The sequence below is a fragment of the Streptomyces sp. NBC_01006 genome (assembly GCF_045162725.1).
Taxonomy (GTDB): Bacteria; Actinomycetota; Actinomycetes; order Streptomycetales; family Streptomycetaceae; genus Streptomyces.
In genome coordinates this window covers 1,223,572-1,249,134 of sequence record NZ_CP108700.1, presented here as the reverse complement: position 1 = coordinate 1,249,134, position 25,563 = coordinate 1,223,572, and the positions used below count along the sequence as shown (strand labels likewise).

The window sequence follows — 25,563 nt, the reverse complement described above, 5'->3', positions numbered from 1 at the left end:
CCGTTTGGTATCCCGGCTTTCCGGGTCATTGACCTCGGGTGTGCGCGGAGACGAGGATCACGCCATGACGGCAATGCGGGCGGTGCGGCAGAACACGGTCGACGGGCTGGTGCGCGACAGCGCGCTGCGGGTCCCCGAACGGCAGGCCGTCCGCTACCGCGAACGGACGTGGACGTACGCGGAGCTCGACGCCGCCGTCTCCACCGGCGCCGCCGTCCTGCGGGAGCGGTACGGGCTGGCCGACGGCGACCGGGTCGCGACGTTCGCCCACAACTCCGACGCCTACCTGCTCGCATTCCTCGCCTGTGCCCGCGCCGGGCTCACGCACGTCCCGGTCAACCAGAACCTCACCGGCGAGGACCTCGCGTACATCCTGGACGACTGCACGAGCGCGCTGGTCCTCGCCGATCCGGACCTGGCCGGGCGGATCCCCGAGGGCCACGCCGTACGGCCGCTGCGCGACGCGCCCGGCTCGTTCCTGGGGGAGCTCGCCGATCCGCTGCCCTTCGTACCGGACCGCGACCCGTACGCCGTGGTGCAGCTGCTCTACACCTCGGGCACCACCGCGCTGCCCAAGGGCGCGATGATGACGCACAAGGCGCTGGTCCACGAGTACGAGAGCGCGATCGAGGCGCTGGACCTGGCCGGGGCGGACCGGCCGGTGCACTCGCTGCCGCTCTACCACTCGGCGCAGATGCACGTCTTCCTGCTGCCCTACCTGGCGGTGGGCGCGCAGAACACGATCCTGGACGCGCCGGTCGCCGAGGAGATCTTCGCCCTGGTGGAGGCGGGGCGGGCGGACAGTCTGTTCGCGCCGCCCACGGTGTGGATCGGGCTGGCGGGCCACCCGGAGTTCGGGCGCCGCGATCTGGGCGCGCTGCGCAAGGCGTACTACGGGGCCTCGATCATGCCGGTGCCCGTGCTGGAGCGGCTGCGGGCGCGGCTGCCCGGGCTCGGCTTCTACAACTGTTTCGGGCAGAGCGAGATCGGCCCGCTGGCCACCGTCCTGGGACCGGACGAGCACGAGGGGCGGATGGAGTCCTGCGGGCGGCCGGTCCGCCACGTCGAGGCGAAGGTCGTCGACGAGGACGGCGCGGACGTGCCGGACGGGACGGCGGGCGAGGTGGTGTACCGCTCGCCGCAGCTCTGCCTGGGGTACTGGAACGACCCGGAGGCGACGAAGAAGGCGTTCCGGGACGGCTGGTTCCGTTCCGGGGACCTAGCGGTACGGGACGCGGAGGGGTACTTCACGGTCGTCGACCGGGTGAAGGACGTCATCAACTCGGGCGGCGTGCTGGTGGCCTCGCGACAGGTCGAGGACGCGCTCTACACCCACCCGGGGGTGGCCGAGGCGGCGGTGGTGGGCCTGCCCGACGAACGGTGGATCGAGGCGGTCACGGCGGTCGTGGTGCCGCGCGGGGAGGTGACGGAGGCGGAGCTGCTGGCGTACGCGCGGGAGAAGCTGGCCCATTTCAAGGCCCCGAAGCGGGTGGTGTTCGTGGACGCCCTTCCGCGCAACGCGAGCGGCAAGATCCTCAAGCGCGAACTCCGCGACCGCTTCGGTCAGGAGGACGGGGAGGACCGGGAGGGCCGGTAGCCCGGCAGGGACGGCAGGGTCGGTGGCCCGGTAGGCCCGGCCGGGGTGTCACTCGGGCAGCAGGCCGGTGTCCCGGAGGCGGCGGAGGGTGAGGTGCTCGTGGGCCAGGCGTCCGACCAGGGCGCCGCCGTAGACCACGAAACCGACGCCGACCAGCCAGGACTGGACGACCAGCAGCGTGCCGAAGGGGCCGTACGTGACGGCGTTGGAGGCGATCAGCGGGGAGAACACCAGCTTGGAGAAGACCCGCAGGCCGAGCAGGCCCAGGCTGGTCGCCACCGCCCCCGGCAGCAGGGCCCGCCAGCGGACCCGGCCGCCGAGCAGCAGCCGCTGGGAGCCCCAGAAGAAGAGGATGGTGCCGAGCAGGTCGCCGGTGGTGCCGAGGATCGTGCCGACGGCGTCGTTCGACGGTGCGGGGATCCCGACGAGCAGCCCGAGGTAGCAGACCAGCAGGGCCAGCCACACGACGTGCCGCCACATGGTGTGCCAGCGGGCGGTGGGCAGGTCCCAGACCTTCTCGTACCCGGTCTGCACGGCCGAGCCGAAGGTCAGGCCGAAGACGGCGAGGGCCGCGAGCCCGAACGCGGTGGTCCGTTCGAGCGCCAGGTCCGCGGCGGCGAACAGCATCTCGACCCGGGCCCGCGAGGACTCGGTGACCCCGAGGGCCTGGCCGAGCCAGCGGCCGAAGCCGGAGCCGCTGCCGGGGGCGGCGGCCGCGACGACCACCAGCAGCGGTACCAGGGTCAGGAAGCCGAGGGCGGCGAAGCCCATGGCCCGGTGCATGAGCTCCATCTCCCGCCCCCGGCTCCACGCCAGCCCGGCCGGGGAGGCCTGGAGCCGGTCGTGGAGCTGGCGGAGGATCGAGGTCACGCCTCATGGACTACCCGGACGGACCCGCCGACTCTCGGAGGCTCCCCGCAAGTGGGCCCGAAGGGGTGGTTCCGGGGCCCGGCCGAGGCCGCGCCGGATCCCGTCCCGGCACCGCGCACCCCCGGTCGGCTACCGCGGCTCGCGCAGGTCCATCAGGCGCTTGATCTTGCCCACCGAGCGTTCCAGGGTCTCCGGGTCGACCACCTCGACGGCCACCGAGACCCCGATGCCGTCCTTGACCGCGCGGACCACGGAGGCGGCCGCGGACTGCCGCTGAGCGGAATCCGCCTCCCGGCGCGCCTCCACCCGTACGGTCAGGGCGTCCATCCGGCCCTCCCGGGTCAGCCGCAGCTGGAAATGCGGGGCCAGACCGGGAGTACGGAGCAGGATCTCCTCGATCTGCGTCGGGTAGAGGTTGACCCCGCGCAGGATGATCATGTCGTCGCTGCGGCCGGTCACCTTCTCCATCCGACGGAAGGCCGGCCGGGCCGTACCGGGCAGCAGCCGGGTCAGGTCCCGGGTCCGGTAGCGGATGATCGGCATGGCCTCCTTGGTGAGCGAGGTGAACACCAGCTCCCCGGACGCGCCCTCCGGCAGCACCTCTCCGGTGAACGGGTCCACGACCTCCGGATAGAAGTGGTCCTCCCAGATGTGCAGGCCGTCCTTGGTCTCGACGCACTCCTGTGCCACGCCCGGGCCCATCACCTCGGACAGGCCGTAGATGTCCACCGCGTCGATGTCGAGCCGCTGTTCGATCTCGCGGCGCATCTCCTCGGTCCACGGCTCCGCGCCGAATATCCCCGTACGCAGCGAGGTGCTGCGCGGGTCGATGCCCTGGCGCTCCATCTCGTCCAGCAGCGTGAGCATGTACGAGGGCGTCACCATGATGACCTCGGGCCGGAAGTCCTGGATCAGCCGCACCTGCCGGTCGGTCATCCCGCCGGACGCGGGGACGACCGTGCAGCCGAGCCGCTCCGCGCCGTAGTGCGCGCCGAGGCCGCCGGTGAACAGGCCGTACCCGTACGCGATGTGCACCATCTGGCCCGGTCTGCCGCCCGCCGCCCGGATGGACCGGGCCACCACGTCCGCCCAGGTGGAGAGGTCCTCGTCGGTGTACCCGACGACGGTGGGGCGGCCGGTGGTGCCGCTGGAGGCGTGGATGCGGCGCACCTCGGAGCGCGGCACGGCGAACATGCCGAACGGGTACTGGTCGCGCAGGTCGGCCTTGGTGGTGAAGGGGAAGAGGGCGAGATCGGAGAGGGAACGGCAGTCGTCGGGGTGCACACCGGCCTTGTCGAAGGCCTGCCGGTAGTGCGGCACCCGCTCGTAGGCGTGGCTCAAGGTGGCGCGCAGCCGCCGCAGCTGGAGCGCGGCCAGCTCGTCGGCGCTCAGCCGCTCTCCGTCGTCGTGGACATCCGCATGCGCCGTCATGCCGTCACCTCATCTTGAACCGTGAACCGGAGCTTTGATTCGGGTTAACCGACCGATCATTCGGTAGATTGCCCCAGCCCGGCGGCGAAATCAATGACTCGAACGAGTGATCGCATGATGGGATGGGCCCATGTCGATCTTCACCACATACGACGGAACCGGACTCGCCTACCACGTCCGGGGCGAGGGCGAGCCGCTCGTCTGTCTCCCCGGCGGCGCCATGCGGGCCTCCTCCTACATGGGCGACCTCGGCGGGCTGGCCGCCGGACGCCGGCTGGTCCTCCTCGACCTGCGGGGTACGGGCGGCTCGGCTGTCCCGGCCGACGAGTCCACGTACCGGGTCGACCACCAGGTCGCCGACGTCGAGGCGCTCCGGATCCACCTCGGCCTGGAGCGCATGGACGTACTGGCCCACTCGGCCGGCGGCAACCTCGCCCAGCTGTACGCGGCCGCGCACCCCGACCGGCTGCGCCGCCTGGCCCTGATCACCCCGACCTGCTGGGCCGTGGGCATCGACTCGACCCCGGAGCAGCGCCTGGAGGTGGTCCGCAAGCGGGCGGGCGGCGAGCCGTACGACACGGCCATCGCCGCGTACGAGCAGATACTCGGGATCCTGGCGGCCGGCGGCGCCCCCACCCCGGCGGACTGGCGCCGGGTGATGCCCCTCGCGTACGGGCGCTGGGACGCGCAGGCGCGTGCCCACGTCGAGGCGAGCGACCGGGAGAAGAACGCGGTGGCGGCCGCCGCCTACGCGGGGCCCGGCGCCTTCGACCCGCCCGCCACCCGGGCCGCCCTGCGGCGCGTGGCGGGCGAGGTGCTGGTGCTGGCCGGGGAGCTGGACAACTACCCGACGGCCGCCCTCGCCGCCGAACTGGCGGGGCTCTTCCCGCGGGGCGTCGCCGACGTCCAGCCGGGCGGCGCGCACTTCCCGTGGCTGGACGACCCGAAGTGGTTCGCAGCCCGCGTGGAGGGCTTCCTGGCCACCGGAGCCTGAGCGGCGGAGCCCTCCGGCTGCGGCGGCCGCCCGGACCGCACGGCGGTGGGCGGGACCCGAGAGGGCCCCGCCCACCGCCTCCGCAACCCCGCGGGTCAGCGCGCCGCGTCCGCCTCCGTCGCCACCGACTTCGCCCAGCGGTAGTCCGCCTTGCCGCTCGGTGAGCGCTGGATGGCCGGCGTCACGACCAGCTGGCGCGGGATCTTGTACCCCGCCAGCCTGGTCCGGCAGTGCCGCTGTATGTCGTCCAGGCTCGGCTCGGGCGCGCCCGTCCGCAGCTGCACCACCGCCGCCACATGGCTGCCCCACTTCGCGTCCGGCACCCCGGCGACCAGGGCGTCGTACACGTCCGGATGGGACTTCAGCGCCTGCTCGACCTCCTCCGGATAGACCTTCTCGCCGCCCGTGTTGATGCACTGCGAGCCGCGCCCGAGGACCGTGACGATGCCCTCCTCGTCGACCGTCGCCATGTCTCCGAGCAGCACCCACCGCTCGGATCCCTTCTGGAAGAAGGTCTCGGCGGTCTTCGCCGCGTCGTTGTAGTAGCCGAGCGGGACGTGGCCGCGCTGCGCGAGCCGCCCCGGTACGCCCACCGGCACCGGCTCGTGCGTCACCGGGTCCACCACCTGCGTACGGTCGTTGACCACGAGTCGGAAGCCCTTCTCGGGGCCGGAGTCGTCGGCCGCCCGGCCGTTCGACCCGGACTCCGAGGACCCGAAGTTGTTCAGCAGCATCACGTTCGGCACCAGCCGCTGGAACTCGGCCCGTACCGTCTCCGACATGATCGCCCCGGACGAGGAGACGCTGAACAGAGAGGACAGGTCGGTCCCCTTGAGCGGGCCCTTCAGGGCGTCGATGAGCGGCCGGAGCATCGCGTCGCCCACCAGCGAGACGCTCGACACCCTCTCCTTCTCGATCGTACGGAGCACCTCCTCCGGCGCGTACTTGCGGTGGATGACCACCCGCTGGCCGTAGTTGAAGGCGATGAACGAGGTCAGCGTCGAAGTGCCGTGCATCAGCGGGGGAGCGGGGAAGAAGGTGAGCCCGGCGCCCTTCGACGCGACCCGCTCGGCGAGTTCCTCGGGCCGCTTCACCGGCTCGCCCGAGGGTTCGCCGCCGAAGAGCCCCGCGAAGAACAGGTCCTCCGCGCGCCACATGACGCCCTTGGGCATGCCGGTGGTGCCGCCCGTGTAGATGATGAACAGGTCGTCGGGGGAGCGGGGCGCGAAGCCGCGCGCGGGCGACCCGGCCGCCTCCGCGTCCGCGTACGCGACCGGCGCGATCGAGGGCTCCGGGGCGCCCTCGGGGACGGCCCCGACGCGGATCAGGTGGCGCAGCTTCGTCGTCTGCGGGAGGGCGGCGGCCACGCGCCCGGTGAACTCGCCCTCGAAGACGAGCGCGGCGAGGTCGGCGTCGTTGTAGAGGTAGACCAGCTCCTCCTCCACGTACCGGTAGTTGACGTTCACCGGTACGAGGCGGGCCTTGAGGCAGGCCAGGACGGTCTGGAGGTACTCGATGCCGTTGTAGAGGTGCAGTCCCAGGTGCTCGCCGGCCGTCAAACCGCTGTCCAGCAGGTGGTGCGCGATGCGGTTCGCCGCGGTGTCCAGCTCCGCGTACGTGAGGCGGCGCTCGGCGCCGGTGCCGGGGTGGTCCACGTACACCAGGGCCTCGCGGTCCGGAACCACGTCGACGACCGACTCGAACAGGTCGGCAAGGTTGTACTCCACCGTTCCTCCTCACCCCCGAGGTTTCCCGTTGCCGGGCCGTGGCTGTTGCCCCGCGGCGGTCATTAGAGCGCCGCTCAGCCCAAGTGGGAAGGGCGTGGCCCAAGAAAACTGACTGTGTGTCAGAAAACTATTGAACTGCACCCGGCCCTCCTGCAACCTGTTCTAGGTCTTGAGACGGGAGGACGGCAATGGGTGGGACGGAACACCTGACCGTGGAGCGCCACGGCGCCACGCTGGTGCTCACCATGAACCGGCCGGAGGCGAAGAACGCGCTTTCGCTGCCGCTGCTGGTGGGGCTGTACGACGGCTGGCTGGAGGCGGACGCCGACGACACGATCCGCTCGGTGGTCCTGACGGGCGCGGGCGGGGACTTCTGCGCCGGGATGGACCTCAAGGCGCTGGCCGGGAAGGGGATGGCGGGCGACCAGTACCGCGACCGCCTCAAGGCCGACCCCGACCTGCACTGGAAGGCCATGCTCCGCCACCACCGGCCGCGCAAGCCCGTGATCGCGGCGGTGGAGGGGTACTGCGTGGCCGGCGGGACCGAGATCCTGCAGGGCACGGACATCCGGGTCGCGGGCGCGGGCGCCACCTTCGGACTGTTCGAGGTCAAGCGGGGCCTGTTCCCGATCGGCGGCTCGACGGTACGGCTGCCCCGGCAGATCCCGCGCACGCACGCCCTGGAGATGCTGCTGACCGGCCGGCCGTACCCGGCGGACGAGGCGGCCCGGATCGGGCTGGTCGGGCAGGTCGTCCCCGAGGGGACCGCACTGGCCAAGGCCCTGGAGATCGCCGAGCAGATCAACGCGTGCGGGCCGCTGGCCGTCGAGGCCGTGAAGGCCTCGGTCTACGAGACCGCCGAGCTGACGGAGGCGGAGGGCCTGGCCTCGGAGCTGCTGCGGGGCTGGCCGGTCTTCGACACCGCGGACGCCAAGGAGGGGGCGCGGGCCTTCGCCGAGAAGCGGCCCGCCGTGTACCGGCGGGAGTAGCCGCCGGCCGTCCGGAAGTGGCCCAGCGCGTGATCCCGCCCCCAGCCGTTCGGAACATCAGAACATCGGAGAGACAGCCATGACACCCGCCGCGTCCCCGCCAGAGGTGCTGCGCGCGCCCCTCGTCGTCGAGTTCCCCTTCACCCGCTCCCTCGGGCCCGTCCAGAGCGCCTTCCTCACCGGGCTGCGCGAGCGCGTCGTCCTCGGCATCAGGACCGCCGACGGCAAGGTGATGGTCCCGCCCGTCGAGTACGATCCCGTCACCGCCGAGGAGATCCGCGAGCTCGTCGAGGTCGGCGCCACCGGGACCGTCACCACCTGGGCGTGGAACGGCTCCCCGCGCCCGAACCAGCCCCTCGCCGCCCCCTTCGCCTGGGTCCTGGTCCGCCTCGACGGCGCCGACACCGCGATCCTGCACGCCCTCGACGCCCCCGGCCCCGAGGCCGTCCGCACCGGCATGCGGGTACGGATCCGCTGGTCGGACGAGCGCACCGGCGCCATCACGGACATCGCCTGCTTCGAGCCGCACGAGGCGGCGGAGACGGCGCAGGCGACCCCGCACGACGGGCAGTTCGCCGACGCCGTCACCGGCATCGTCGCCGCCGCCCGCCTCGACTACACCTACAGCCCCGGCCGCGCCCAGACCGCGTACATCAACGCCCTCGCCGAGCGGCGGACCGTCGGTGAGCGCTGCCCCTCCTGCCACAAGGTGTACGTCCCGCCGCGCGGCGCCTGCCCCACCTGCGGGGTGGCCACGACCGACCAGGTCGAGGTCGGCCCGGCGGGCACGGTCACCACGTACTGCATCGTCAACATCAAGGCGAAGAACCTGGACATCGAGGTCCCGTACGTCTACGCCCACATCGCCCTCGACGGCGCCGACCTCGCCCTGCACGGCCGGATCGGGGGCATCCCGTACGACCAGGTCCGCATGGGCCTGCGCGTCGAACCCGTGTGGACCGAGGGCGGCCGCCACCCCGACCACTACCGCCCCACCGGCGAGCCGGACGCCGACTACGACGCGTACAAGGAGCTCATCTGATGCCCACGACGAGCAGGTACGCGCGGGACGTGGCCGTCGTGGCCTTCGCGCAGAGCGACCACCTGCGCCGCAGCGACGAACTCAGCGAAGTCGAGATGGTCATGCCGGTCCTGCACCGGGTGCTGGCCCAGACCGGTCTGAAGGCCGGCGAGATCGGCTTCACCTGCTCCGGATCCAGCGACTACCTCGCCGGCCGGGCCTTCTCCTTCACCATGACCCTCGACGGGGTCGGCGCCTGGCCGCCGATCTCCGAGTCGCACGTCGAGATGGACGGCGCCTGGGCCCTGTACGAGGCCTGGGTCAAGATCCAGACCGGCGAGGCCGACACCGCGCTGGTGTACTCGTACGGGAAGTCCTCCCCGGGATCCGTACGGGACGTCCTGACCCGGCAGCTCGACCCGTACTACCTCGCTCCGCTCTGGCCCGACTCGGTGGCCCTGGCCGCCCTCCAGGCACAGGCACTGATCGACGCGGGCGAGACCGACGAGGGCGCCCTCGCGGCCATCGGCGCCCGCAGCCGGGCCGCAGCCGAGGCCAATCCGCACGCCCAGCTCAGCGGCGGCGCCGTCCCGCAGGGCGACTACCAGGTCCGGCCGCTGCGTACGGGAGACTGCCCGCCCATCGGCGACGGCGCGGCGGCCGTCATCCTCGCCGCGGGCGACACCGCGCGGCGGCTGTGCGCGCGCCCCGCCTGGATCACCGGCATCGACCACCGCATCGAGGCGCACGGCCTGGGCCTGCGCGACCTCACCGACTCCCCGTCCACCCGGATCGCCGCCGAGCACGCGGGCGTGTTCGACGCCCCGGTGGACACCGCCGAACTGCACGCGCCGTTCTCCTCCCAGGAGGTCGTGCTCCGCAAGGCGCTGGGACTGGGACTCGGCGGGGACGACGTCGCCGTCAACCCGTCCGGCGGGGCGCTCGCCGCGAACCCGGTCATGGCCGCCGGCCTCATCCGGATCGGCGAGGCGGCCGCCCGGATCCACCGCGGCGAGTCCGACCGGGCCGTCGCGCACGCCACCTCCGGCCCCTGCCTCCAGCAGAACCTGGTCGCCGTCCTGGAAGGGGAACCCGCATGACGCGTACGGGAAAGGAGCCGGTCGCCGTCGTCGGCATCGGCCAGACCAAGCACGTCGCCGCCCGCCACGACGTCTCCATCGCGGGGCTCGTGCGCGAGGCCGCGGTGCGCGCCCTCGCCGACGCCGAGCTGACCTGGGCGGACATCGACGCGGTCGTCATCGGCAAGGCCCCCGACTTCTTCGAGGGCGTGATGATGCCGGAGCTGTACCTGGCGGACGCCCTCGGGGCGGTCGGCAAGCCCATGCTCCGCGTCCACACGGCCGGTTCGGTCGGCGGCTCCACCGCCCTCGTCGCCTCCAACCTCGTCGCCGCCCGGGTCCACCGCACCGTGCTGACCCTGGCGTTCGAGAAGCAGTCCGAGTCCAATGCCATGTGGGGCCTGTCGCTGCCCGTTCCGTTCCAGCAGCCGCTGCTGGCGGGGGCGGGCGGGTTCTTCGCCCCGCACGTGCGCGCGTACATGCGGCGCACCGGCGCGCCCGACGCGGTCGGCTCGCTCGTCGCGTACAAGGACCGCCGCAACGCGCTGAAGAACCCGTACGCGCACCTGCACGAGCACGACATCACCCTGGAGAAGGTCCAGGCCTCGCCGATGCTCTGGGACCCGATCCGGTACTCCGAGACCTGCCCCTCCTCGGACGGTGCCTGCGCGATGGTCCTCACCGACCGTGCGGGCGCGGCCCGTTCGCCGCGGCCGCCGGCCTGGGTGCACGGCGGGGCGATGCGCAGCGAGCCGACGCTCTTCGCGGGCAAGGACTTCGTGTCGCCGCAGGCGGGCAAGGACTGCGCGGCAGACGTCTACCGGCAGGCCGGGATCACCGATCCGCGGCGGGAGATCGACGCGGTGGAGATGTACGTGCCGTTCTCCTGGTACGAACCGATGTGGCTGGAGAACCTCGGCTTCGCGCAGGAGGGCGAGGGCTGGAAGCTCACGGAGGCCGGGGTCACCGAACTCGACGGCGACCTCCCGGTGAACCCGTCGGGCGGGGTGCTGTCCACCAACCCGATCGGCGCCTCGGGCATGATCCGCTTCGCGGAGGCGGCGCTCCAGGTCCGCGGCCGGGCCGGCGAACACCAGGTCCCGGACGCCCGCCGGGCCATGGGCCACGCGTACGGCGGCGGTGCGCAGTTCTTCGCGATGTGGCTGGTGGGAGCCGAACCGCCCGCCTCCTGAACGGACTCGGCCGCGGGGCGGGCGCGGGGCGGGCGCGCGGCGTGGTGCCGGACCGGCCACGGGTGACTCACCGTGGCCTGTGCGGCACCCGCTGCGATGGTTACTCTGGCCCCCGGACGACGTACCGGGAGTACCGGGAGGAGCACGCACGTGGCCGAGAGCATGACTTCACAGCCCCTGGCAGCCGGCTGGGGCAAGCCGGACCTCGATCTCAGCGGGGCGGACTGGCAGTCGAGCAGCCGGGGAGCGGGCGACGTCCAGATCGCCTTCGTCGAGGGGTTCATCGCGATGCGCAACAGCGAGCGCCCCGAGAGCCCTTCGCTGATCTTCGCGCCCGACGAGTGGCGCAAGTTCGTACTGGGCGCGAGGGGCGGCGAGTTCGACCTGACGTAGTCGCGTGGGTTCCCGGAAAGCGAGGCCATTTCCCGGCCTTGGGGGCCGCTGAGGGGCCAATCGGGCCCTTGGGGAACCACCGAGGCGAGAGCATGTCCTCAACTTCAGCGGCGCCGTCACTCGAACGAGTGGCGGCGCCGCTTCGCGTTGCCTCCGGGCTGCTTGGCGTCCTTCGACCTGATCAGGGTGCTGATCGAGTGGTTTCACGCGAACCGGTCGGTTCGCCGGGGGAATGTCTGCGCGTAGACGGCGCCGAGGTAGGTGCCGTAGGAGAACCCCAGGTAGGAGATCTTCTTGTCCCCCAGCACGGCACGGATGGCGTTCATGTCGCGTTCCCGGTGAGCTGATGGTGGACGCACTGCTTGTACTGCTGGAAACTGTCGGGCTGATAGCAGTCCTGCGTCTTGTTGGCGTACCAGACGAAGAAGACGGCGGCCAGGACGGACACCGCGATCGCGATGGCCGACGTCACCACGCCGGTGAGGGCCTTGCCCCGGCCGATGCCGGTCCGCTTGGCCGTCGTCAGGGCGACGATGCCCAGGATCAGGCCGATGCCGCCGAGCAGGCCGCCGACGAAGAAGATCGACGTGCTCAAGCCGATGACGCCTAGCACCACGGCGGCCCCGGCCAGGCCGTTGGCGGATGCCGTGTGATGCGTCGGCATCTCTGTTCCTTGCGTGTTCATCAAACGTCCTCCGGTCAACTGTTCAGGGCACGATCCTGGCCTCCGGCGTCGCGGATGCGCATCGCGGGAAGGCGGGAGAAGGTGCTCCCCCGATCGGGGGAGGCCATCGGTGAGCTGCCCGGTCATACTGGGGCGATCATGATCAGGGGACTTCGGCCGCTGCTGCGCGGCTCCACGTATTCGGGCATGCTGTTCGCCTATTGCGGCGCGTTGGCGAGCCTTCCGCTGCTGCCTTTCGCCCTGCTGCCGACACTGGCGTGGCCATCCGCTCCCTATGGAGTGCAGGCCGTCCTGGTCCTCCTGGTCTGGGCAGCACTGATCGGCTCGGTCGGCCTGGCCCGCACCACGCGGCGGGCACTGATCGCGTTCGCCCGCCAACTTCTGAGGGTGCCGTTGCCGGCCCCTGCCGCCGTGCCGTCCGGCGCCGACCGTTGGCGGACTCCCCTCTGGCTGGTGCTGCACGTGGCGCTGGGGTGGACGGGGGCGCTGACGAGCGGTGTGCTGGTCCTCATGGGGATTGCCATCCCCGGGGGGTGGCTCAGGGCCGAGGCCGGGCTGAGTCTGTTCGGCCGGTCGCTGCGGTCCGATGGCGGATGGCACAGCTGGGTGGTGGCGCTCTGCTGCCTGCTGCTCGCGGCGGTCGTGTGCGTGGTGGTGACGAGCGTGCTGCGGTGGCTGGCGCCCAGGCTCCTGGGTCCTTCGTCGGCCGAGCGGCTCGCGCTGATGGCCGAGCGGGAGCAGCGCCTTGCCGAACGCAACAGGCTGGCCCACGAGTTGCACGACTCGATCGGGCACACGCTGACCGCGACCACGATCCAGGCGGCGGTCGCGGGCGAGGTGCTCTCCGCCGACCCGGTGGCGGCGCGGGCCGCGCTGCGCAGCATCGAGGAGTCGGCCAGGGCCGCGCTGGAGGACCTGGACTACGTACTGGGCGTACTGCGTGAGGAGAAGGCGGAGACGGCACCGACCCGGACCCTGGCCGACCTGCCCGACCTGCTCGACCGGTTGCGTCACGCGGGCGCGGTCCTTGATGTGGAGCTGTCCGGCAAGCCGGCCCAGGTACAGGGGACGCTCTCCCGGGCCGCGTACCGGATCCTGCAGGAAGGTCTGACGAACGCCTTGCGGCACGGGACGGGCGGCCCGATCGGGGTCCGGGTGGCGGCAGCACCGGACGGGCTGGAACTCGGTGTGGTCAATGGGGCGGGCGCGGGCATGCGTACGGGCGCGGGTGTCTTCCGGACGTCCGGGCACGGCCTGCCCGGCCTTGCCGAGCGCGTGCGGCTGCTGCACGGTGAGATCGAGGTCGGCCCGGACGGGCCGCGGCACTGGCGGCTGGCGGTCCGGCTGCCGGTACGGGGCTCGGCATGACCGCCTCCGACGCGAGCTCGGCCGCCATGACGGGCGCCGGCTCCCGCCCCGCCGCCACCAGCCCTGCCCCTACCCCCGTCACCCTCTTGATCGCGGACGACGACGAGGTGACCCGCAGCGGTCTGCGCACCTTGCTCGCGGCGCAGCCGGGGATCGCGGTGGTCGGAGAAGCAGCCGACGGCGTCGAGGCCGTCGAGCAGGCGCGGCGGCTGCGGCCGGACGTGGTCCTGATGGATGTGCGGATGCCGCGGTGCAACGGGATCGAGGCCACCCGGCAACTCCTTGCCGAGCCGGCCCGGTCGGCCGAACCTCCGAAGGTCGTGGTGATCACCACCTTCGAGAACGACGGCTACGTCACTGCGGCACTCAGCGCGGGGGCCAGCGGTTTCGTGCTCAAGCGGCTTCCGGTCCGGCAGATCGCCGAGGCGGTACGCGTGGTGGCGGCGGGGGAAGCGATCCTCTTCCCGGCGACCCTGCGCCGGATGGTCACCGCCCGCCCACTGGGCTCCGCCGAGGCGTTGCCGAAGGCGGCGCTGACGGAGCGGGAGGAGGAGGTGCTGCGGCTGATGGCCACCGGCCTGTCCAACCCGGAGATCGCGCAGTCGCTCATGGTGAGCCTGGAGACGGTGAAGACGCACGTCGGGAACGTGCTGACCAAGCTCGGTGCGCAGAACCGGACCCACGCGGTGGTGATCGCGTACGAATCAGGTCTGGTGGTGCCGGGGTTCACCGGCTGAGGCGCAACACGGCCCGCGCGATCGCCACCGACTCAGGTACCGCCGCCCGTACGACGGCCGGCGACGGCCTGGGCGACGCCCGCCACCGCCGTCAGGTCGAAGACAGCTCCAGCCAGGAGGTGTGCCGTTCACCCTCCGCGGGCGCCGACGCCGCAGGCGCGGAATCGGGCATAGCGGGACGATGGGTAGGGTGGCGTTATGAGCGGCGAGAGCGACCTGAGGAAACTGCTGAGCGGCATGCGCCCCGAGCTGCACGAAGGGCGGTACGTCTTCTGCACGGTCTCCGGAGCCACGGCGCCCCCGGCCGGAACCACCCCCGTCGCCACCGTCCTGGAGGCCGAGGGGCTCACGCTCGTCCTGCGCCAGGAGGAAGCCGACGCCGCCGGCCTCGCCTACGACTACACCGCCGCGTGGATCACCCTGCGCATCCACTCCGCCCTCGACGCCGTCGGCCTCACCGGAGCCTTCGCCGCCGAGCTCGCCGCGCACGGACTCAGCTGCAACGTCATCGCCGGGTACCACCACGACCACCTCTTCGTGCCCGCCGAGCGGGCGGCCGAAGCCGTGGCCGTACTGGAAGAACTGGCAAACCGTTCGATGTAATCGAGACACCGGTAAACGGCCCGGACACCCGATCCCGAAGATTCCGATCCTTCTCGGCCGAACGCCTTTCCGCGTGCGTGCGCGGGCGTACGCTGTTCCCCCGAACCGGCCTGGGGGGTACCAGCCATGACGGAACGCCCGAATCGCAGACGGCGCAAAATGTTCGAACGCGAGGCCGAACTCGCCACCGTGGACGAGGCCCTGGAGCAGCTCGGCGACTCCGCGACCGGCGACGCAGGCGGCACGCTGCTCGCCTTCTCCGGCCCCGCCGGCCTGGGCAAGACCACCCTCCTCGCCGAAGTGCGCCGCCGCGCCCTCGCCCGCAACTGCACCCTGCTGGCCGCCCGCGGCGGCGAACAGGAGCAGAGCCAGCCCTTCCACGTCGCCCGCCAGCTCATCCAGCCCCACCTGGCCGGCCGCTCCGAGGAGGAACTGCGCGCCGCCCTCGGCAGCTGGTACTCCATCGTCGGCCCCGCGCTCGGCCTGTGCGCCCCCGAACAGGGCGCCCCGCCCGACCCCCAGGGCCTGCGCGACGGCCTCGACTGGGTTCTCACCCACCTCACCGTGCAGCGCGCCCCCGTCGCCCTCGTCCTCGACGACGCGCACTGGGCCGACCCCGAATCCCTCTCCTGGCTCGCCGCCTTCGCCCCGCGCGCCGAACACCTCCCGCTGCTCCTCGTCGTCGCGTACCGCCCCGAGGAACTCCCGGCCCACGCCGAGGCCTTCCGTACGCTGCCCGGCCGCGCGGGACACCGCCCGCCGGCCCTCGCACCGCTCACCGAGGCCGCCGTCTCCACCCTGGTCCGCGAGGCCGTCGGCGACCACGCCGACGACGCCTTCTGCCGCGAGGCCTGGGCCGTCACCACCGGCAACCCCTTCGAGGCCGTCGAACTCACCGCCAAGGTCCGCGACAAGGGCCTCGACCCCACCTCGGCCAGCGCCCCGCTGCTGCGCGACCTCGCCGCCGCCCAGCGCGGCAGCGGCCTCGTCGCCCGCTTCGAGCGGCTCGGCCCCTCCACCGTCCGCTTCGGCTGGGCCTGCGCCGTCCTCGGCACCGCCATCCCGCAGGAGCTCGCCGCCCGGGTCGCCGGACTCGGCTCCGAGGAGGCCGCCGACGCCACCGCACGGCTGCGGGAGGCCCGCATCCTGTCCGGTCCCGGCGAAGAGCCCGACGCCGGGCTGGAGTTCGTCCACCCGCTCATCGCCACCGCCCTCTACCGGGCCATCCCCGACGCCCTGCGCGTCGCTCTCCACGGACAGGCCGCCGTGGCCGTCGTCGACGCCGGACTCGGGTCCTCCGCCGCCGCCCGCCACCTGCTGGAGACCCACCCCGAGAACGACCCCTGGGTGGTACGGACCCTGCGCGAGGCCGCCGCCGAGAACCTGCGGGCCGGCGCCCCCGAGGCCGCCCGCCGCCAGCTCGCGCGCGCCCTGCGCGAACCCCCGGACTTCGACGAGCGCGCCGCCGTGCTGTACGAGCTCGGCTGCGCCTCCCTCCTCACCGAACCGGCCAACACCGTCAACCACCTGCGGGCCGCGCTCGCCGAACCCTTCGACGACCCGGCCCTGCGCCAGGGCATCGTCATCCGGCTCGCCCAGGTCCTCGCCCACAGCGACCGCCTCGCCGACGCCTCGGACTCGCTCGCGCGGGAGATCCCGTACACCCGGGACGTCCGGGCCCGGCTGCGCCTGCAGTCCGAGCAGTTCATGTGGGACGCCTTCAACGCCGTGGAGCCCGACTCCCCGGCGCGCTCGCGCCGGCTGACCCGCCTCGCGGACCGGCTGACCGGCCGCGACCTCACCGAGCGGTACGTCATCGGGCTGCGCGCCTGGGACGCCTGCCTGCGCGGTGAGCCGGTGGACGTGGTCCTCCACCACGCGGTACGCGCCCTGGGCACGGAGTTCAGCTGGGCGTACGAGGACCGGGGCTTCGAGGTGCCGGTGCTCGCCGCCATGGTCCACATGTACGCGGACCGGCCCGGCCGGGCGGAGGAGCTGTTCGAGGCGGGCACCGCCGAGTTCGAGCGGCAGGGCTGGCGCGGGGCCCACCTGTCGTTCGCGTACAGCCTGCGCGCGTACATCCGCTACCGGCGCGGGCGGCTCGCGGAGGCCGAGGAGCTGGCCCGGGCCGGGCTGCGGCTCGCCGAGCGGGTGGGGCGCGGTACGCCCGTGCACTGGTACGCCATCGCGATCCTCGCCACGACCCTGCTCGCGCGGGGACGGGTGGACGAGGCGTGGGAGCTGGCGCGGGAGCACGCGTTCGGGGAGTCCTTCCCGGCGGCGGTGGTCTTCCCGGACTCGCAGACCGTGTACGCCGAACTGCTGCTGGCCCGCGGCCAGACGAAGGCGGCGGCGGCCGAGCTGGAGGCCGTGGACCGCAGGCTGAGCCCGCGCGGCATCCGGAACCCGTCCTGGTGCCCGTGGCAGCTGCACCTGGCCCGGGCCGTGGCGGCGGAGGACCCCGACCGGGCGCGGGCCCTGGCGGCCGACGCGATACGCCGGGCCCGCGCCTTCGGCGCCCCGTCGGGGGTGGGGCAGGCGCTGCGGGTGGCGGCGGAGGTGGTGGCTCCGGAAGAGCGGCAGGGGCTGCTGCGGGAGGCGGTGGAACTGCTGTCCGCCTCGCCGGCGGGGTACGAGCTGGCGTGCGCGCTGGCCGCGCTGGGGACGGAGCTCGGGGACCCGGAGCTGCTGGCGCGGGCGGTGGTGACGGCGCGGGAGTGCGGGGCGGACGCACTGGTGGCGAGCCTGGGCGGCGCCGCGGGGGAGGGGGCGTGGGCGGCCGGGCTGACGGAGGAGGAGTACCGGCTGGCGGAGCTGGCCGTACGGGACGCACCGGCGGCCCGGGGCCGGGACCTGTCGCCGGTCTACCGGAAACTGGGCACGGACCGGAACGGACTGGCCGACGCGCTGGCGGCGTTCGCCCGCAGCTCAAGCTGATACGGGACGGTGTCGGCCGGGGCAGGGTGAGGCCATGGACCACAACCAGCGCCTCGCCCACTTCCGCAACGAGACGGCGGCCTTCGAGAAGACCATCGCGCGCGCGATCGCCGAAGCCGGCGGCGGACCGGTCCCGCTCGTGCCGTCCTGCCCCGGCTGGTCGGCCTCCGACCTCCTCGGCCACCTGGGCGCGGTGCACCGCTTCGTCGGCCGCATCCTGCGCGACCGCCTGTCCGAGGCGCCGGACCACACCGACCTCACGATCTTCGGGATCCCGGAGGATCCGGCGGTCCGGGCGGCCTGGCCGAAGCCCGAGACGGCGCCGAACCGGGGGCCGGTGCCGGACGCGCTCACGGAATGGTTCGCGCAGGGTGCACGGCAGCTGGAAGACCACTTCCGGGAGCTGGGGCCCGACGTACCGGTGTGGACGTGGTCGCCGGATGCCGCAGAGCACACGAGTGGCTTCTGGCTGCGCATGCAGACCATCGAGCTGGCGGTGCACCGGTGGGACGCGGAATCCGCGACCGGGACGCCGGGGCCGGTCGACGCGGAGATCGCGGCGGACGCGGTCCCGCAGACCTTCGAGGCGATGGCCCCGTTCCGGCGGGCCGTGGCCGGGGCCCCGGTCGGGGCGGGGGAGCGGTACCGCTTCCGGCGCACGGACGGCCCCGGGGTCTGGACGGTCACGTTCTCCGGGGAGCAGGTCACGGTGGAGCACGGGGCCACCGACCCGGTGGACGTCGAGGCCGCGGGCACGGCGTCGGACCTGATGCTGTTCCTCTGGCGGCGGATCCCGGCCACCGCTCTGGCGGTAAGCGGGGCCGCGGACCTGCTGCCGCACTACTTCACCCTGGTCCCGCCGGTCTAGGGCCCGTCCGGCCCGTCCGGCCCGTCTTCCGGATCAGGCCGGGAGCGGCTCCGTGCGGCGGCGGCCCGACCCGCGCCCCGAGGGAGAGGGGCCCGGGGCCGGAAAGCGGGGCGGGCACGTACCATGGCGGCATGTCCTTCCTCCGCCGCAACCGCGCCGCCACACCCGCCGGCCCGGACTTCGACGTCCTGGCCATGGACCCGGGGGACTGGCCGGGCAATCTCGGGGCCGGGCTGCTGCCCGCGCCCGACGGCAGCTGCCAGGGCGTCTTTCTCCGCTACGACCTGTTCGGCGGACGCGGCCCCGCGATGATCATCGGAAACCTCCCCGAGGGCTCCCCGGCCCGGGAGCTCACCGACGGCCAGGTCCCCTTCGAGGTGGCCCAGCTCCTCGACGCCCTCGAGAACGACGAGGACGTCGAGGTCACCGGCATCGAGGACTGCCCCGTCATGCAGGGCGACAACCTCCTCATCGTCCGGAAGGTCAAGCTCTCCGAGGGCCGGATCAGCTGCGTGCAGTTCGACCGCAGCGACAACGTGCTGGTCACCATCGCCAGCTGGGACCGGCCCATCACCGACGACCTGTACGCACTGCTCAAGCCGCTCCCCGCCGAGCTCTTCCAGCAGGGCTAGGCACCCGGCGCTACGCGTCCGCGATGTCGTTCGCCGCCACGTAGCCGAACGTCATCGCGGGGCCGATCGTCGATCCCGCCCCCGCGTAGCTGTGGCCCATCACCGCCGCGCTCGCGTTGCCCGCCGCCCACAGGCCCCGGATCACCGATCCGTCCGGGCGCAGCGCGCGGGCCCGGGCGTCCGTGACGATGCCGCCCTTCGTGCCCAGGTCACCCGGCACGATCTTGAAGGCGTAGAACGGCGGTGCCCAGATCGGGGCCAGGCACGAGTTCGGCTGGACCCCGGGGTCCGTGTAGTAGTGGTCGTACGCCGTGTCCCCCCGGTGGAAATCGGGATCGGTGCCGTTCCACGCCTGGGCGTTGAACCGGTTCAGGGTCGCCCGCAGCGCCCCCGCCGGGACCCCGATCTGGCCCGCCAGCGCGTCCCAGGTCCACGCCTTCTTCGCCGCGCCCGCCTCGTACCACGCGTCGGGGAAGACGATCGTCGGCAGGATGTCCTTGAACAGGTATTTGTTGCGGTAGTTCTGATCCACGATCAGCCAGGCCGGGATGTGCGAGCCCGCAGCCCCCCGGTCCTTCTCGTACATCACGTGCACCACGTCGCTGTACGGAGCCGCCTCGTTGACGAACCGCGCACCCGCCCGGTTCACGATCAGCCCGCCGGGAAGCGTGCGCTCCGCCAGGCAGAAGTACGGCTGCCCGGGCAGCGGGATCGACGGTCCCCACCAGGCGTCCTCCATCAGCGCCAGCGCCGCCCCGGCCCGCTGCCCCGCCCGGATCCCGTCGCCCGTGTTCTCCTTGGCGCCGACCGACCACTGGGTGCCGATGGGCTGCTGCTGGTACTGCGCCCGCATCTCCGCGTTGTGCTCGAAGCCGCCCGAGCCGACGATCACGCCCTTGCGGGCCCGTACGACACCCCGTACGCCCTCCTTCTCCACCACGACACCGGTGACGGCGCCCCCCTCCTGCACCAGGTCGACCAACGGGCTGTTCAGCCACACCGGCACCCCCGCCTGCATCAGCCCGGCCCGCAGTCCGGCCGCCAGCGCCTGGCCCATCGTCAGCGGCTTCTGCCCGCACAGCGCGGCCTTGGTGCCGCGCGCCAGGCACTCCGTGGACACCGCGAGGCCCTTGGCGTTCACGGCCGCCAGGTTCAGCCACTTGTAGTCCTGGCTGAAGACCACCATCCCGGCCGGCACCGGCATGTACGCCGGGTTCAGCCGGGCCAGTTCGGCGCCCAGGACATTGCCGTCGATCTGGTCGGGCTCGATGGACCGGCCGTTCGGCAGCCCGCCCGGCAGGTTCGGGTAGTAGTCGCTGTACCCGTCCATGTACCGGAAGCGCAAGGGGCTGTTGGCCATCACGAAGTCCAGCATCCGGGGACCGTTGGCGAGGAAGGCCGCCTGCCGCTCCGCCGGTGAGCCGTCGCCGACGACCGCCGCGAGGTACGTCGCCGCCTTCTGCGGGGTGTCCGGCACGCCCGCCGCCAGGATCACCGAGTTGTTCGGCAGCCAGATCCCGGCCCCGGAGCGCGCCGCCGAACCGCCGAACGTCGGCGCCTTCTCGACCACCAGCACGCTCAGGCCCCGTTTGGCGGCAGTGAGCGCGGCGGTCATCCCGGAGGCCCCGGACCCGACCACGACCACGTCGTACTCACCGAGCGGAACCCCCGTACCGGCTCCGTCGGCGGCGCGCGCGGCGGGCGACGGCAGCGCGGCTGCGGCGAGCACCCCCGCCCCGGCACCGGCGAGGACCGTACGGCGGGAAGGAGGGGTGGGGCATGCGGACTCGGCGCTTGCGGAGGACATGGGCGGGCTCCAGCGGAGTGGGAGGGCGGGGGCGGTCGGCGGCTCCAGCATTTCTGATGCCGAGTCAGAAAAGGTGTTCGGGGGATCATGTGATGTCAAGGCATGTGCAGGGGTGGCGAGACGGCCCTGAACGCACGAAATCCCGTGGTACGCACACCGGGTGCGTACGGCACGGGATTTTCGTACGGGGTCGGACCGCCGGGATCAGCGGGTTCCGACCGCCGCCCGGACCGCCCTGCGAGCCATGCCGCAGTCGTCGTGCAGACGGCGCAGCAGCAGCCGCTGCTCCTCGCCGGAGGACAGGGAGCCCGCCGGCAGCGGGTGGCTCGGGGCGGTGGCCAGCATGGAGCGCTGGACCGCCGTCTCGCACATCCGGATCTCCCGCGTCAGCACCAGCATCAGGTTGACCAGGAACGCGTCCCGCGAGGCCGGACCGGCCGACTGGGCGAGCCGGCTGATCTGGCTGCGGGCGGCCGGGGCGTCGCCCAGTACCGTCCACAGCGTGGCCAGGTCGTAACCGGGCAGGTACCAGCCCGCGTGCTCCCAGTCGAGCAGCACCGGCCCCGCCGGGGACAGCAGCAGGTTCGACAGGAGCGCGTCACCGTGGTTGAACTGCCGCTGGACGCCCGCCAGTTTCAGCCCGCACAGCAGCTTCTGGAGATCACCCAGATCCCGGTCGGTGAGCAGCCCCAGCTCGTGGTACCGCGCCACGCGCTGCCCGTAGTTCAGCGGGTCCCCGAAAAGATCGGCCGGCGGACGCCACTGGTTCACCCGGCACACCGCGCCCAGCGCGGCCCGTACGTCGGCCCGCGGCGGGGCTTCCACGGGGTGCCTCTGCAAAGCCGCGACCCGGCCCGCCATCCGTTCGACCACCAGCGTGCAGTTCTCGGGGTCCGCGGCGATCAGCCGCGGCACCCGGACCGGCGGGCGGTGCCGGACGAACGCCCGGTACGACCCTATTTCGTGCCGGTACCGCTCGCGCCATTCCGGCGAGTGGTCCAGTAAGACCTTGGCGACCGCGGTCATCCGGCCTGTCGTCCCGACCAGGAGGACCGACCGGCCGCTGCGCCGCAGCACCTGGACCGGCGCGAACTCCGGACAGATCCTCTGCACCGAGGCCAGCGCGGTGCGCAGCTGCGCACCCTGCGGCCCCGAGAGGTCGATTCTTCCGCTGAGCGGCTGCGATCCGGCACCCGGCATCCGCCGCGCCCGTACGGCGCCCTGCGCCGGTGCCGCCTGGCGGCCGGGATCGAGGTAGGGGCCGCCGCCCGCCTGGAGCGTGCGGTGCGGCCGGACCGGGGCGGACACGGAGGACGTTGCTGCGTACATGGCGTTACGGATCCCTTCGTGCGCCGACGAGTTGCGTACGCCACCCCGCCGGTCCCGTACTTCACCCTGGGGAGTTCCGCCCGGAGACCGGGTCGGGGAGGCGCATTCCTACCTGACACCCGGCCGTGGGTGGCGGACCACGAAGCGTGCCCTGGCGAAGGCTGGCGAATATGCACGGGGCCTCTGACGGCGGGCTACTGTCAAATCAGCCGAGAACCTGGGGGCTTGACGTGAGCAAAGGACCAAACACCCGCCTGAACGACTTGTTCGGTCTGGCCGGCTGGTCGAAGGGTGAGCTGGCGAGGATGGTCAACCGGCAGGCGGCGGCCATGGGCCACCACCAGCTGGCCACGGACACCTCGCGGGTACGGCGCTGGATCGACGTGGGGGAGACCCCGCGCGAACCGGTGCCGACCGTACTGGCAGCCCTGTTCACCGAGCGGCTCGGTCGTGTCGTGACCATCGAGGACCTCGGGTTCGTACGGCAGCGGCGCACCACCAAACGGCAGCCGGACGGGGTGAAGGAGAACCCCGACGGAGTGCCCTGGGCGCCCGAACGCACAGCCGCGGTCCTCACCGAATTCACGGGAATGGACCTCATGCTCAACCGTCGCGGTCTGATGGGCGCGGGTGTCGCGCTCACCGCCGGCTCCGCCCTCACCCACGCCATGAACGACTGGCTCCACACCGATCCCGCCCCCGCCAAGGCGGCGCAGAACTTCGGCGACTCCTACCAGGCCGATCCGATCGGCTACGACCGCTACGAAGCCGCCCCCATCGGCTCCCAGGAGATCGAGGCGCTGGAGCGCTCCGTGGAGGTGTTCCGGGCCTGGGACGCCTCGCGAGGAGGCGGACTGCAGCGCAAGGCCGTGGTCGGCCAGCTCAACGAGGTCGGCGGCATGCTCGCGTACCACCACCCCGACCACCTCCAGCGGCGACTGTGGGGGGTGGCGGCCAACCTGGCGGTGCTGGCGGGCTGGATGTCCCACGACGTGGGCCTCGAACCCACCGCGCAGAAGTACTTCGTGATCGCCGCGCACGCGGCCCGCGAGGGCGGGGACCGGCCGCGGGCCGGCGAAGCGCTGTCCCGGGCCGCCCGCCAGATGGTCCACCTGGGCAAGCCCCACGAGGCCCTGGACCTGATGAAGCTGGCCCAGTCCGGCTCCGGAGAGCAGACCCTGCCCCGTACCCGCGCCATGCTGCACACCATCGAGGCCTGGGCACAGGCGGCGATGGGCAAGGGCCAGGCCATGCGCCGGACCCTGGGCGAGGCCGAGGACCTGTTCGTCTCGGACAAGGGCGACGTCCCCCCGCCGTCGTGGATGCAGAACTTCGACGAGGCGGATCTGCACGGCATGCAGGCCCTTGCCTTCCGCACCCTCGCCGATCACGACCCGTCGGCCGCGCCGATCGCCCAGCGGCACGCCCGGGAGGCGCTGCGGCTGCGCTCCGGCGGCCACCAGCGCTCGCAGATCTTCGACTACATCTCCATGGCGTCGGCCTGCTTCATCGCCGACGACCCGGAGCAGGCCGACCGCTACGCCCGGCTCGCGCTGGTCTCGATGAACGAGACCTCCTCGCACCGGACCTGGGACCGGCTGCGCGAGATGTACCGGCTGACCGGACAGTACGCCGGGTACGCGGGGATCGAGGACCTGCGCGCGGAGATCGAACTGGCCCTGCCGAACAGCCCGTCGCAGCACACCGTCTAGCCCCCGATGGCATCTGTCCCCACGACACCTGGCCACATGACACCTGTACGCACGACACCTGTACGGAGACGAGAACGGCCGCGCCTTGCGGCGCGGCCCTGAAGCGGTACCCGTCCGTCGCGGGGCGGTCAGCCCCCGACCCTGGCCACCAGGACGCAGGCGTCGCCCTCGCGTTCACCCACACCGAACTCCTCGACCACCATCCGCACGCAGTCCTGCGCCGACCGCGCGCCCGCGAACCGCGGCGCGAGGGCCAGCAGCCGCTCGGCTCCGTCCGCCCGGCTGAACTCGATGCTGCGCGGCGTCAGTCCGTCCGTGTGCAGGACGAGCACGTCGCCCGGGTCCAGCCGTTCCTCGGCCTGCCCGTACGCCGCCCCGGAGGTCGCGCCCAGCAGTACGCCCTCCGGCGGCTGCAGGGTGCGGCCCGAGCCGCCGCGGAACAGCAGCGGGGCCGGGTGGCCGGCCTGCGCCCAGGACAGGACACGGCGGGCGGGATCGTAGCGGCAGCACACCGCCGAGCCGAGCGCCGGCTGGACGGAGGCCTCCAGGAGCTGGTTGAGCCAGCCCATCAGCGGGCCCGGCTCGATCCCGGCCATCGCCATGCCGCGCAGGGCGCCGAGCATCATCGCCATCCCGGAGGTGGCCGTCACCCCGTGCCCGGTCAGGTCGCCCACGGTCAGCAGCGAGCGGCCGTCGGGCAGTTCGAGCGCGTCGTACCAGTCCCCGCCGATCAGCCCGCTCCTCGCGGCGGGCAGATAGTGCGCGGCGACGTCGAGCGCGCCGGTGATGTGGTGCGGGAACCGCAGGGAGCCGCGCCACGGGGGGAGCACGGCTTCCTGCAACTCGACCGCCAGCCGGTGCTCGGTCTGCGCGATCTCCCGCCGGCGCTGCAGCGAGTCACGGGACTCGCGTACGGCGCGCTGGCTTCGGCGCAGCTCACTCACGTCCCGGAGCACGGCCCACATGGAGGCCGTGCAGCCGTCGGAGTCGAGCACCGGCTCGCCTCGCATGTGCAGCGTCCGGACGCGGCCGTCGGACCGGACGATGCGGAACTCGCCGTCGATCGGCCTCCCGTCGACCAGACAGGCCGTCACCATCGAGGTCAGCAGCGGCTGGTCCTCGGAGAAGAGGGTGGAGCCGAGTTCGTCGAGGGGGAGCGGTCCCGCCTCGGGCGAGCGGCCGAAGATCTGGAACAGCTCCTCGGACCAGTTGACTTCGTCGGTGAGCAGGTTCCACTCGGCGCTGCCGACGCGGGTCTGCTGCGCCTCGGGCCCGGCCGAGTCGTTCTCCGTCGCGCCCTCGGCGAGCCCGTCGAGTTCGGGGGCGGCCGGCAGGCCCTCCTTGAGCTGGCCCAAGTGCTCGCCCAGGTCGTCGAGCTGGTGTACGGCCAGATCGCACAGCGCCCGCTGCCAGCGGCCCTGCGCATCGTCGTCGTCGGCGACGGTGTCGCGGCGCACCGCGTCCACCTCGCCGCGGAGCCGCCGGGTCTGCGAGATCAGTGCGTCCACCGACCCAGGCTCGGGTGGCTGCGCGGGACGGTCCGCGAAGAGGTGGGACGGCATGAGAACTCCGATACAGGCGGCGCGGCACG

21 protein-coding genes and 1 pseudogene are annotated in these 25,563 nt (G+C 72.7%); 14 read left to right on the top strand and 8 right to left on the bottom strand.

The genetic code is table 11. The annotated features are described in order from the left end of the window. The first annotated feature begins 73 nt into the window (after positions 1 to 73). Positions 74 to 1,597 carry a fatty acyl-CoA synthetase gene (locus OG509_RS05580; RefSeq protein WP_406187475.1) on the top strand — a complete coding sequence of 508 codons (1,524 nt, stop codon included), beginning with the start codon at positions 74 to 76 and terminating at the stop codon, positions 1,595 to 1,597. Between the two features lie 48 nt (positions 1,598 to 1,645). Here OG509_RS05580 and OG509_RS05575 read toward each other — a convergent pair whose 3' ends face one another. Continuing rightward, positions 1,646 to 2,467 carry a YhjD/YihY/BrkB family envelope integrity protein gene (locus OG509_RS05575; RefSeq protein WP_406180610.1) on the bottom strand — a complete coding sequence of 274 codons (822 nt, stop codon included), beginning with the start codon at positions 2,465 to 2,467 and terminating at the stop codon, positions 1,646 to 1,648. 129 nt (positions 2,468 to 2,596) lie between these two features. Continuing rightward, a complete protein-coding gene (gene paaK / locus OG509_RS05570; protein WP_406180608.1) occupies positions 2,597 to 3,898 on the bottom strand; it encodes a phenylacetate--CoA ligase PaaK in 1,302 nt (433 codons plus the stop codon). A 130-nt stretch (positions 3,899 to 4,028) separates the two neighbouring features. On the opposite strand from paaK, the gene OG509_RS05565 reads away from it, so the two are divergent. After that, positions 4,029 to 4,892: an alpha/beta fold hydrolase gene (locus tag OG509_RS05565; RefSeq protein WP_406180606.1), complete on the top strand. Its 864-nt coding sequence runs from the start codon at positions 4,029 to 4,031 to the stop codon at positions 4,890 to 4,892. A 95-nt stretch (positions 4,893 to 4,987) separates the two neighbouring features. Here the strand turns inward: OG509_RS05565 and OG509_RS05560 are convergent, their stop codons facing one another. Further along, complete coding sequence (locus tag OG509_RS05560) at positions 4,988 to 6,619, bottom strand: acyl-CoA synthetase (protein WP_406180605.1); 1,632 nt, start codon at positions 6,617 to 6,619, stop codon at positions 4,988 to 4,990. A 188-nt stretch (positions 6,620 to 6,807) separates the two neighbouring features. On the opposite strand from OG509_RS05560, the gene OG509_RS05555 reads away from it, so the two are divergent. The 5 genes from OG509_RS05555 (at position 6,808) to OG509_RS05535 (ending at position 11,294) form a co-directional block, all read left to right on the top strand. Then, positions 6,808 to 7,608, top strand: a complete 801-nt coding sequence (locus OG509_RS05555) for a crotonase/enoyl-CoA hydratase family protein (protein ID WP_406180603.1) — start codon at positions 6,808 to 6,810, stop codon at positions 7,606 to 7,608. A gap of 79 nt (positions 7,609 to 7,687) precedes the next feature. Next, positions 7,688 to 8,650: a Zn-ribbon domain-containing OB-fold protein gene (locus OG509_RS05550; protein WP_406180601.1), complete on the top strand. Its 963-nt coding sequence runs from the start codon at positions 7,688 to 7,690 to the stop codon at positions 8,648 to 8,650. After that, positions 8,650 to 9,729 carry a thiolase domain-containing protein gene (locus OG509_RS05545; protein ID WP_406180599.1) on the top strand — a complete coding sequence of 360 codons (1,080 nt, stop codon included), beginning with the start codon at positions 8,650 to 8,652 and terminating at the stop codon, positions 9,727 to 9,729. The genes OG509_RS05550 and OG509_RS05545 overlap by 1 nt, the downstream gene beginning before the upstream one ends. After that, the gene (locus tag OG509_RS05540) at positions 9,726 to 10,901 is read left to right on the top strand and encodes a thiolase domain-containing protein (RefSeq protein WP_385577426.1); all 1,176 of its coding nucleotides are present in this window, start codon (positions 9,726 to 9,728) and stop codon (positions 10,899 to 10,901) included. The genes OG509_RS05545 and OG509_RS05540 overlap by 4 nt, the downstream gene beginning before the upstream one ends. Before the next feature lie 162 nt (positions 10,902 to 11,063). Further along, entirely contained in the window at positions 11,064 to 11,294 is a 231-nt protein-coding gene (locus OG509_RS05535; protein WP_099896005.1) for a DUF397 domain-containing protein, read from the top strand. 209 nt (positions 11,295 to 11,503) lie between these two features. Here the strand turns inward: OG509_RS05535 and OG509_RS05530 are convergent. Together OG509_RS05530 and OG509_RS05525 are read right to left on the bottom strand one after the other, a co-directional pair. Then, a pseudogene (locus OG509_RS05530) lies at positions 11,504 to 11,626 on the bottom strand (alpha/beta fold hydrolase); the annotation flags it as partial. Continuing rightward, on the bottom strand, positions 11,617 to 11,958 hold the full coding sequence (locus tag OG509_RS05525) for a DUF4190 domain-containing protein (protein WP_406180596.1): 342 nt from the start codon (positions 11,956 to 11,958) through the stop codon (positions 11,617 to 11,619). The gene OG509_RS05525 and the pseudogene OG509_RS05530, both read right to left, overlap by 10 nt. A 159-nt stretch (positions 11,959 to 12,117) precedes the next feature. On the opposite strand from OG509_RS05525, the gene OG509_RS05520 reads away from it, so the two are divergent. From OG509_RS05520 to OG509_RS05495, 6 genes are all read left to right on the top strand, one after another. Further along, a complete protein-coding gene (locus tag OG509_RS05520; protein WP_406180594.1) occupies positions 12,118 to 13,347 on the top strand; it encodes a sensor histidine kinase in 1,230 nt (409 codons plus the stop codon). Then, on the top strand, positions 13,344 to 14,084 hold the full coding sequence (locus OG509_RS05515) for a response regulator (RefSeq protein WP_406180592.1): 741 nt from the start codon (positions 13,344 to 13,346) through the stop codon (positions 14,082 to 14,084). Before OG509_RS05520 ends, OG509_RS05515 begins: the two co-directional genes overlap by 4 nt. A 198-nt stretch (positions 14,085 to 14,282) precedes the next feature. After that, positions 14,283 to 14,687: an ACT domain-containing protein gene (locus OG509_RS05510; protein WP_406180591.1), complete on the top strand. Its 405-nt coding sequence runs from the start codon at positions 14,283 to 14,285 to the stop codon at positions 14,685 to 14,687. A gap of 159 nt (positions 14,688 to 14,846) precedes the next feature. After that, positions 14,847 to 17,624 (top strand): ATP-binding protein, encoded by a 2,778-nt coding sequence (locus OG509_RS05505; RefSeq protein WP_406180590.1) that lies wholly within the window; start codon positions 14,847 to 14,849, stop codon positions 17,622 to 17,624. Between the two features lie 34 nt (positions 17,625 to 17,658). Continuing rightward, a complete protein-coding gene (locus OG509_RS05500; RefSeq protein ID WP_406180588.1) occupies positions 17,659 to 18,492 on the top strand; it encodes a maleylpyruvate isomerase family mycothiol-dependent enzyme in 834 nt (277 codons plus the stop codon). Positions 18,493 to 18,623: 131 nt separating this feature from the next. Next, positions 18,624 to 19,124, top strand: coding sequence for a hypothetical protein (locus OG509_RS05495; RefSeq protein WP_053692757.1), 501 nt, complete (start codon positions 18,624 to 18,626; stop codon positions 19,122 to 19,124). A 10-nt stretch (positions 19,125 to 19,134) separates the two neighbouring features. Here OG509_RS05495 and kstD read toward each other — a convergent pair whose 3' ends face one another. Next, on the bottom strand, positions 19,135 to 20,931 hold the full coding sequence (gene kstD / locus OG509_RS05490) for a 3-oxosteroid 1-dehydrogenase (protein WP_406180585.1): 1,797 nt from the start codon (positions 20,929 to 20,931) through the stop codon (positions 19,135 to 19,137). A 204-nt stretch (positions 20,932 to 21,135) separates the two neighbouring features. Beyond that, complete coding sequence (locus tag OG509_RS05485; protein ID WP_406180584.1) at positions 21,136 to 22,260, bottom strand: aminoglycoside phosphotransferase family protein; 1,125 nt, start codon at positions 22,258 to 22,260, stop codon at positions 21,136 to 21,138. 230 nt (positions 22,261 to 22,490) lie between these two features. Here OG509_RS05485 and OG509_RS05480 point away from each other — a divergent pair, with 230 nt between their 5' ends. Continuing rightward, a complete protein-coding gene (locus tag OG509_RS05480) occupies positions 22,491 to 23,972 on the top strand; it encodes a hypothetical protein (protein ID WP_406180582.1) in 1,482 nt (493 codons plus the stop codon). 128 nt (positions 23,973 to 24,100) lie between these two features. On the opposite strand, the gene OG509_RS05475 is transcribed toward OG509_RS05480, so the two are convergent. After that, the gene (locus OG509_RS05475; protein ID WP_406180580.1) at positions 24,101 to 25,534 is read right to left on the bottom strand and encodes a PP2C family protein-serine/threonine phosphatase; all 1,434 of its coding nucleotides are present in this window, start codon (positions 25,532 to 25,534) and stop codon (positions 24,101 to 24,103) included. Positions 25,535 to 25,563: the final 29 nt, after the last annotated feature.

Excerpts from the sequence above, each read along its gene's own strand:
- OG509_RS05580 (WP_406187475.1), top strand. The coding sequence starts at position 74 with ATGCGGGCGGTGCGGCAGAACACGGTCGACGGGCTGGTGCGCGACAGC.
- paaK (WP_406180608.1), bottom strand. The coding sequence starts at position 3,898 with ATGACGGCGCATGCGGATGTCCACGACGACGGAGAGCGGCTGAGCGCC.
- OG509_RS05565 (WP_406180606.1), top strand. The coding sequence starts at position 4,029 with ATGTCGATCTTCACCACATACGACGGAACCGGACTCGCCTACCACGTC.
- OG509_RS05555 (WP_406180603.1), top strand. The coding sequence starts at position 6,808 with ATGGGTGGGACGGAACACCTGACCGTGGAGCGCCACGGCGCCACGCTG.
- OG509_RS05550 (WP_406180601.1), top strand. The coding sequence starts at position 7,688 with ATGACACCCGCCGCGTCCCCGCCAGAGGTGCTGCGCGCGCCCCTCGTC.
- OG509_RS05545 (WP_406180599.1), top strand. The coding sequence starts at position 8,650 with ATGCCCACGACGAGCAGGTACGCGCGGGACGTGGCCGTCGTGGCCTTC.
- OG509_RS05540 (WP_385577426.1), top strand. The coding sequence starts at position 9,726 with ATGACGCGTACGGGAAAGGAGCCGGTCGCCGTCGTCGGCATCGGCCAG.
- OG509_RS05535 (WP_099896005.1), top strand. The coding sequence starts at position 11,064 with ATGACTTCACAGCCCCTGGCAGCCGGCTGGGGCAAGCCGGACCTCGAT.
- OG509_RS05525 (WP_406180596.1), bottom strand. The coding sequence starts at position 11,958 with ATGCCGACGCATCACACGGCATCCGCCAACGGCCTGGCCGGGGCCGCC.
- OG509_RS05520 (WP_406180594.1), top strand. The coding sequence starts at position 12,118 with ATGATCAGGGGACTTCGGCCGCTGCTGCGCGGCTCCACGTATTCGGGC.
- OG509_RS05515 (WP_406180592.1), top strand. The coding sequence starts at position 13,344 with ATGACCGCCTCCGACGCGAGCTCGGCCGCCATGACGGGCGCCGGCTCC.
- OG509_RS05510 (WP_406180591.1), top strand. The coding sequence starts at position 14,283 with ATGAGCGGCGAGAGCGACCTGAGGAAACTGCTGAGCGGCATGCGCCCC.
- OG509_RS05505 (WP_406180590.1), top strand. The coding sequence starts at position 14,847 with ATGTTCGAACGCGAGGCCGAACTCGCCACCGTGGACGAGGCCCTGGAG.
- OG509_RS05500 (WP_406180588.1), top strand. The coding sequence starts at position 17,659 with ATGGACCACAACCAGCGCCTCGCCCACTTCCGCAACGAGACGGCGGCC.
- OG509_RS05495 (WP_053692757.1), top strand. The coding sequence starts at position 18,624 with ATGTCCTTCCTCCGCCGCAACCGCGCCGCCACACCCGCCGGCCCGGAC.
- kstD (WP_406180585.1), bottom strand. The coding sequence starts at position 20,931 with ATGTCCTCCGCAAGCGCCGAGTCCGCATGCCCCACCCCTCCTTCCCGC.
- OG509_RS05485 (WP_406180584.1), bottom strand. The coding sequence starts at position 22,260 with ATGTACGCAGCAACGTCCTCCGTGTCCGCCCCGGTCCGGCCGCACCGC.
- OG509_RS05475 (WP_406180580.1), bottom strand. The coding sequence starts at position 25,534 with ATGCCGTCCCACCTCTTCGCGGACCGTCCCGCGCAGCCACCCGAGCCT.